This window comes from Bacteroidota bacterium, assembly GCA_034723125.1.
Taxonomy (GTDB): domain Bacteria; phylum Bacteroidota; class Bacteroidia; order CAILMK01; family JAAYUY01; genus JAYEOP01.
On the sequence record JAYEOP010000588.1, the window covers coordinates 1 to 7,129 of the forward strand.

General features: G+C 30.5%; 7 protein-coding genes. All 7 read left to right on the forward strand.

Features of this window, described 5'->3' with window-relative positions; all coding sequences use genetic code 11:
* Positions 1-133: 133 nt before the first annotated feature.
* The 7 genes from U9R42_14690 to lnt all read left to right on the forward strand — a co-directional run bounded on the left by U9R42_14690 (position 134) and on the right by lnt (position 6,510).
* Entirely contained in the window at positions 134-637 is a 504-nt protein-coding gene (locus tag U9R42_14690) for a TlpA disulfide reductase family protein (GenBank protein ID MEA3497272.1), read from the forward strand.
* A gap of 64 nt (positions 638-701) precedes the next feature.
* Entirely contained in the window at positions 702-956 is a 255-nt protein-coding gene (gene rpsT, locus U9R42_14695; GenBank protein ID MEA3497273.1) for a 30S ribosomal protein S20, read from the forward strand.
* 27 nt (positions 957-983) lie between these two features.
* Positions 984-1,679 carry a DNA repair protein RadC gene (gene radC, locus U9R42_14700; GenBank protein MEA3497274.1) on the forward strand — a complete coding sequence of 232 codons (696 nt, stop codon included), beginning with the start codon at positions 984-986 and terminating at the stop codon, positions 1,677-1,679.
* 56 nt (positions 1,680-1,735) lie between these two features.
* Positions 1,736-3,334, forward strand: a complete 1,599-nt coding sequence (locus U9R42_14705) for a DUF6029 family protein (protein MEA3497275.1) — start codon at positions 1,736-1,738, stop codon at positions 3,332-3,334.
* Between the two features lie 10 nt (positions 3,335-3,344).
* A complete protein-coding gene (locus U9R42_14710) occupies positions 3,345-4,214 on the forward strand; it encodes an Omp28 family outer membrane lipoprotein (GenBank protein ID MEA3497276.1) in 870 nt (289 codons plus the stop codon).
* A gap of 9 nt (positions 4,215-4,223) precedes the next feature.
* A complete protein-coding gene (gene rsmI, locus U9R42_14715) occupies positions 4,224-4,898 on the forward strand; it encodes a 16S rRNA (cytidine(1402)-2'-O)-methyltransferase (protein ID MEA3497277.1) in 675 nt (224 codons plus the stop codon).
* The gene (gene lnt, locus U9R42_14720; protein ID MEA3497278.1) at positions 4,885-6,510 is read left to right on the forward strand and encodes an apolipoprotein N-acyltransferase; all 1,626 of its coding nucleotides are present in this window, start codon (positions 4,885-4,887) and stop codon (positions 6,508-6,510) included. Before rsmI ends, lnt begins: the two co-directional genes overlap by 14 nt.
* Positions 6,511-7,129: the final 619 nt, after the last annotated feature.

A 7,129-nucleotide genomic window follows, 5' to 3' on the forward strand; every position in this document is an offset into this window, starting at 1 on the left:
CGCCTTTGTGGAAAACTTAACATCTAAAAATTGCATTTAAAAAAAATTGCACCAAATTTGCAAACCGTTTGAAAAGTTGATTAAATTCAAATAACTTATTTATTTTTGAAAACTTATTAAAATAGCTTAAAGTATGAAAAAAATCATTTTATTACTTATTTCAGTATTATTTGTATCAATGGCTTTTTCTCAAGTAGAAGTGAAAAATAAAAAACTACCTTCATTAGAATTAAAAGACCTTAACGGAAAAATAGTAAACCTTAACAAATACGCAGAAAACGAAAAAATTACAGTTATTTCAGTTTGGGCAACTTGGTGTGCACCTTGTATTAAAGAGATTACAAATATAAACGAGATACTTGATGATTGGTATGATGAATATGATATGGAATTTGTAATTATATCAATTGACAATTCAAGAAATGCTATGAAAGTAAAACCTTTTGTAAATGGTAAAGGATGGGATTTTGATGCTTTGCTTGATGTAAATAGTGATACAAAAAGAGCCTTAAATTACTCCAATCCACCTTTTACACTTCTGGTAAACAAAGATGGTGAAATTGTTTACAGACACACAGGTTATGTTGAAGGAGACGAATATAATCTTGAAGAAGAAATTATTAAAATAAGTAAATAAAAAAGTTAAAGAAATATTTCATTAATAATAAATTTATTACTTTTGCATCCTTAAAAAATTAACAATGGCAAATCATAAATCAGCAATTAAAAGAATAAGACAAAATAACGTTAGGAGACTAAGAAATAAGTATCAGTACAAGACTCTCCGTAATGCAATTACAAAGTTTAAAACTTTGACTAATAAAGGTGAAGCAGAGAAGGAATATAACCGCATTACTGCTATGGTTGACAAACTTGCAAAAAAGAATGTTATTCATAAAAACAAAGCAGCTAACCAAAAGTCATCCTTAGCAAAGTTTGTTAACACACTGTCTTAAATTTTTGCTAAAACAATTTTTAGTGTTTTGAGCAATGATAAAAAAAGATTAGGAATTAAGCAATGGTCTGAAGAAGACAGACCAAGGGAAAAATTGTTTTCAAAAGGAGCTAAGGCATTAACTAATGCTGAATTATTAGCAATTCTCATAGGTAGCGGAACAAGGTCATTATCAGCAGTTGATTTAGGTAAAGAGATACTTAATAGTTGCGAAAATGATATTAATGAACTTGCAAAACTAAGTGTTTCCCAAATGATTAAGTTTAAGGGAATTGGAGAAGCAAAGGCAATTACTATTGCTGCCGCACTTGAATTAGGTAACAGACGTTCCAAATTTCCTTCAAAAAATCCTAAGATTAGTTCCAGTAAATCTGTTTACGATTTTATGTATTCTAACTTTGCGGATTTGAATATAGAAAAATTTTATATTTTACTCCTCAAAAGGTCAAATCAAATTATTAATGCTAAAGAAATTAGCATTGGTGGAATTTCAGGAACTATTGTTGACCCCAAAATAATTTTTAAATACTGTATTGAAGAACTTGCTTCTTCTGTAATACTTTGTCATAATCATCCCTCAGGAAATACTAAGCCAAGTAATGCCGATATTGAACTTACCAATAAAATCAAACAAGGAGCAAAATTGTTGGATATTTCTTTACTTGATCATTTGATTTTTACTAATAATTCATACTTTAGCTTCGCTGATGAAGGGTTGATTTAGTAACTAATTAGCATTATTTTTACAAACAACAATTATTAATTTTGGTTAATTAAATTATGAAAAAGAAATATTTTATTATTTTGCTTTTACTTTCTTCCTTTTATGTTTTTTCTCAAGGACAACTTTCGGGTGATTTAATGCTAAATTCTAACTTTTATGATAAAGATACATCCATAGGGGCAAACACTTCTCAGTACAAACATGAGCTTTCCTCAGCAGAGGCATGGATGTTTTTGAATTATAAAATAAGCGGTTTTAATTTTTCTGTCCGCTATGACCTGTTCAATAATTCTCCATTACTTGACCCAAGCGAAGTTTATACCGAGCAAGGATTATCTTTTTATTCAGTGAATAAAATGATTGGTGATTTGGATATTACAGCAGGGTATTTTTATGACCAATTTGGTACAGGAATAATTTTCAGAGCCTTTGAAGACAGAACATTAGGTTTGGATTACGCTATTAATGGTATAAGATTGAAATATAATTTCTCGGATAATTTTAGAGCAAAAGCATTCACTGGAAAACAAAAATATAGGTTTGGAATGCATCCACAGGTACTTAAAGGAATTAATATCGAAAAGGATATTAATATTAAAGATAAAGCATCTTTATTAACAGGTGCTGGATTGATAAACAGAACAATTGATCACAATACTATGGGTTTGATTGCCAATGAAATAAATTCATATCTTTTAGAAGACAGATTTGTTCCAAAGTGGAATAATTTTGCAGCTACTTTTTATAACACATTGATATTTAAAAATATAAATTGGTATGTTGAATATGCTCAAAAAACAAATGAGGCAATAAAAAATAAAGCAGGTGATAAATTTATTTATAAAGATGGAAATGTTATTTATTCATCTTTGAATTATTCGGTTATGGGATTCGGATTGAGTTTGCAGTACAAAAAATCTACAACTTTTGCTATGCGTACATCACCGTTTATGGCACTTCTTGACGGAACAATAAATTATATGCCTCCAATGAGCAAACAAAATTCAAAAGCACTTCTTGCTCGTTACAGTATTTCTGCACAGGAGTTTGGTGAGGAAGCATTTCAAACAGAAGCAACTTATTCCCCAAACAAAAAAAATACTTTAAAAGGAAATTATTCTTATGTTGAAGATGAAAAAAATGATAAATTATTTAGTGAAATAAATGTTGAATGGTATAAAAAATTTAGCAAAAAGTTTAAATCAACAATTGGTTTACAATCCATTTATTACAACAAATTAGTTTATGAAAATCATCTTGATAACTATAAAGACGGAACACAGGAAGATGCGATTGTTAAAACAATTACACCTTATTCGGAGTTTGTTTATAAATTCAGTAGAAAGAAATCTTTAAGGGCAGAAATAGAATATTTGTTTACAGAACAAGATCATGGAGATTTTTTATTTACTTTGCTGGAATATAATATTGCACCAAAATTTTCTTTTTCTGTTTCGGATATGATAAATACAAAACCTAAGAAACTTGATGAGGTTAAGCATTACTATAATATTTCTTTGGTTTATTCTCATCATCAAACAAGATTTCAGATTGGATATATGAAACAAGTTGAGGGTGTTGTATGTACAGGAGGGATTTGTAGAGTAGAGCCGGCTTTTAGCGGAGTAAAATTTAATTTAACAACAAGTTTTTAATAAAATAAATATGAAGAAATTATTAGTAGTATTTTCAATAATTGTTTTTTTTACGGCATGTGAAGAGGAGGGACCATACATTAATTTTGAACCTGAAATTGTTGATACATCTTTAATTGATACAACTTATATATCTTTAACATCAGAAAATGCACAAACAAAAAATATTTTAATTGAGGATTTTACAGGAGTAAATTGTCCTAATTGCCCAAAAGCCGCACAAAAAATTCATGACTTACAAGCTCAATATCCTGACAGAATAGTTGCTGTTTCAATTCATCCTGAAGGATTTGCTTTTACTGAACCTTTTAGCTGTCATTATGATTTTAGAACTGATGACGGTACAAATCTTTTGAGCTTTTTAGGAAATTGTACAGGTTTGCCATCAGGTGGAATAGACAGGGTGAAATTTGCATCCGAATCAAGAATATTAATTAATTTTACAAGTTGGTCAGGACATTTGAGTGAGCGAATAAATGAAACTACGGATGTAAATATTCATTTGAGTTCATCATACAAAGCAGACAGTAGCGATTTTGCTAAAGTATTAGTGAAAGCACATTATACCGAAAATCTTTCTGATACTCATTATATTTCCGTTTTTCTTGTAGAGAGTAATATTGTCGATTGGCAAATAAAACCATTTGGAATTATTGATTCTTTTTATACTCATAATCATGTTTTTAGAGATGCTTTAACTATGTACAACGGAGAACTTCTTTTTGAACAAGCTGAAAAAAATAGGGTAATTGAAAAAGAATATAAAGTTGAAATTAAATCTGAATGGGTAGCGGAAAATTGTTCCTTTCTTGTTTTTATTCATAAATCAGGAATAGCGAGTAAAGAGGTAATTCATGTTGAAGAAATTGAAATTGAATAAATTTAATAGATGCCAAAATTATACGTCATACCAACGCCAATAGGGAACTTAGAGGATATTACTCTACGTGCCTTAAAAGTGTTGAAAGAAGTTGATTTGGTATTAGCAGAGGATACACGACAAATATCAAAGTTGCTACAACATTTTGAGATAAACACAGCAAAGAGAGCATATCATCAGCATAACGAGCATAAACTTGTTGATAATATCGTTAAGGAACTAAAGGATGATGATAAAATATTTGCTTTGGTATCGGATGCAGGTACACCCGCTATTTCTGATCCCGGCTATCTCATTGTCAAAAAATGTATTGAAAATAATATAAAAGTAGAATGTCTTCCGGGAGCAACAGCTTTTATTCCTGCTTTGGTAGAATCAGGATTACCTTCAACAACTTTTTGCTTTGAAGGTTTTTTACCTCATAAAAAAGGTCGTACAAAAAAGTTGAAAGAACTTGAAGATGAAACTCGTACAATGATTTTTTATGAATCTCCTTATCGCTTGCTTAAAACTCTTAAGCAATTTACGGAATATTTCGGTGCGGATAGGGAAGCATCTATTTCACGTGAATTGACAAAAATATATGCCGAAACAATATCTTCAACAATTGGAGAACTTTTAAAACATTTTGAAAATAACATAATTAAAGGAGAATTTGTAATTATTATCAATGGAAAAAAATAGAAATTTATATTTTACAGGATTATCAATTTTTACAGGAACAGTACTTTGGATGGCTTGGCCTCCAAAACATTATGTGTTTCTAATTTTCTTTGCGTTTATTCCGCTACTTTATATTGAGCAGGATTTTTATAGAAAAAAAATATACCGTTCGGAATTGAAACTATTTCTGTTTTCATTTCTTACTTTTCTCATCTGGAATGCTTTAACAACCTATTGGCTTTATAATGCAACTCTCGAAGGAGCATTTATGGCAATATTTATTAATTCATTGCTAATGTCTCTTCCTTTGTTGCTTTTTCATAAAGTAAAAAGGTATTTGAAAAAGGAAATATCATTAATATATTTTATTTGTTTTTGGCTTTCTTATGAACTGTTACATTTAAGCTGGGATTTTTCATGGCCTTGGCTCCATCTTGGAAATGCCTTTGCTGTTAAACCCGAATGGATTCAATGGTACGAATATACAGGAATACTGGGTGGCACTTTTTGGATTTTATTAGTTAATATTTCTGTTTTTTATCTTTTGAAAAGATTAAATAAAAGCATAAAAAGAATTGTTAAAGACTCCACTTTTTATCTCAGATTTATTTTAGTAGCTTTCGTGGTGATAGTTCCTATAATAATTTCAAACTTAATAAAAGTTGAAACTTTGGAGCAAAGTCCAAAAAATGTAGTGATAGTACAACCCAATGTTGACCCTTACTCCGAGAAATTTGCAAGCGGAACATATCAAGAGCAAATAGAAAATTTGTTAAACTTAAGTAGAAAAAATATTGATTCCAATACAGTTTTGTTAGTTTGGCCCGAAACAGCAATCTCACGCCCTGTTGATGAAAACCAACTTAAGTCAAATAATAGCATGATTTTGATAAGCAGATTATTAAAACAATATCCAAATATCAAATTAATTGCAGGAATGGATTCTTATAGATTTTTTAAAAAAGGAGAGGAGCTAAGTCCTACTGCACGTTTTTATAAGTCTGATAGCACATATTACGATAGTTATAATTCAGCACTTATGTTAGATCACAATTTAAATTATGAAATTTATCATAAGTCAAGGTTGGTTCCGGGAGTTGAGCAAATGCCTTATCCTAAAACATTTAAATTCCTTGAAAAATTAATTATTGATTTAGGAGGAACAAGCGGTAGTCTTGGAAGACAAAAAGAAGCAAGTATTTTTAAAATAAATGATGATATTAAAGTTGCACCTATAATTTGCTACGAATCGGTTTATGGTGATTATCTTGGTGATTTTGTGATGAAAGGAGCAAATATTATTACTATTATCACAAATGACGGTTGGTGGGGAGATACACCTGGTTACAAACAACATTATTTATATTCGGTATTGCGTGCTATTGAGATGAGAAGGAATGTTATACGCTCTGCAAACACAGGGGTTTCTTGTTATGTCAATTCAAAAGGAGAAATAATTCAAAAAACAAATTGGTGGGAGAGAGCAACAATAAAACAAAAAATTTCATTAAATAATAAGATTACATTTTATGCAAATGCCGGTGATTACATAGGTAGAATTGCATCCTTAATCAGCATCTTGATTCTTTTGGTAGCCATTGTAAGAAGATTTTCACGAAAAAGCCTCATTTAAGACTTTCTTGAAGAATTGTTTATTTGGTGATTTGTTTATCTGTTTATCCGATACACTAACTCTAAGTACTTTAGGCACTCTAGGCACTTTAAGTACTTCTTTTTGTTTATTCGTTTATCTGTTTATCCGATACACTAACTCTAAGTACTCTAGGCACTTTAAGTACTTCTTTTTGTTTATTTGTTTAAACGCAGAGTCGCAGAAACGCAGAGGAAAAAGTAACAAAAAAAGTCAACCCTATTCAGGCAAGCACAAACTGAAGACTGCTTACTGAAGACTGTGGACTGATTCGTATTTTCACGCAAAGACGCAAAGAACGCAAAGGAGAATTGTTTATTTGGTAATTTGTTTAAACGCAGAGTCGCAGAAACGCAGAGGAAAAAGTAACAAAAAAAGTCAACCCTATTCAGGCAAGCACAAACTGAAGACTGAAGATTGCCGACTGAGGACTGCTTACTGAAGACTGCTTACTGAAGACTGCTTACTGAAGACTGTGGACTGATTCGTATTTTCACGCAAAGACGCAAAGACGCAAAGAACGCAAAGGAGAATTGTTTATTTGGTAATTTGTTTAAACGCAGAGTCGCAGAAACGCAGAGGAAAAAGTAACAAAAAAAGT